The organism is Microbacterium sp. SD291 (assembly GCF_017355365.1).
Taxonomy (GTDB): Bacteria; Actinomycetota; Actinomycetes; order Actinomycetales; family Microbacteriaceae; genus Microbacterium.
Genome location: NZ_JADIJR010000078.1, coordinates 1 through 876, shown reverse-complemented (window position 1 = coordinate 876; position 876 = coordinate 1). Strand labels below are relative to the sequence as shown.

The window sequence follows — 876 nt, the reverse complement described above, 5'->3', positions numbered from 1 at the left end:
TGGGTGGGGCCGCCTCGGGCGTGTTCGATCACGTGGTGGATTTCGCACCATTCGGCGGGGACGTGGCAGCCGGGGATGAGGCATTCCTTGTCGCGGGCGATGATCGCGCGGCGTTGGTGGATGGTGAACACCCGGTCGGTGGTGGTGATCCCCACGATCCGGCCTTCATCGAACAGGACCCGCTGGATCGTCCCGGTGCAGGCGGTGTGCGCGGCGACGGACACCGGGATGGGAGTGGCGTCGCCTCCGACGCTCGCCCACCCGGTCCCGTCCGCGAAGTCTCTCGCGTCCACGTGCACGACGAGGGTGGGGGCGGCGCCGGCGAGGGAGGGCATGTCCTGGTGCCTCGCCGCGATCCCGAGCGCCGCGGCCAGGGCGTCATGGCGCTTCTGCCCCGGGGTGCGGGAGTCGATCACGTTCCGGTGGTCGGTGTTGAACCGATCCTCGTCCTCTTCACCGTCGTCGACGCTGTCGTCTTCTTCGTGGAAGGCGACGCCGGGGTATGGGGGTCCGCCGACCTTGGGGTTGTTCTGCGCGTCGATGATCAGCTGCAACTGGGCGGCGGTGTCGGGGAGGAGGTTGCCGCGGATCGGGTGCAGGCCGTTCCGCGGCCGCCCGATCGACAGGTACCGGCCCTGCTGCGCGTTCCGGTCGTTCGGCTCCGCCCCATCCGGATCCAGCACCGCCGCGACCTCCGACGCGAACAGCCGCAGGTCATCCGGCGTCGCCGGCGGACCCGCCTCCGGAACGACCTTGGCCTCGGCATCGGCGGCGTCGGCGTCGGCGTCGGCGTCGGCGTCGGCGGCAGTGCCGCCCAAGTCATCACGGTCGGCATCGCCGTCGGCGCCAGAGTCGGCGCCGGATCCGCTTTCGTCG

Annotated in this window: 1 protein-coding gene; it reads right to left on the bottom strand. The window is 71.3% G+C overall.

Annotated elements, in window-relative coordinates; all coding sequences use genetic code 11:
• Positions 1 to 818 (bottom strand): HNH endonuclease signature motif containing protein (locus IPV10_RS16840; protein WP_207485824.1); only part of this gene is annotated, 818 nt, incomplete at its 3' end.
• Positions 819 to 876: the final 58 nt, after the last annotated feature.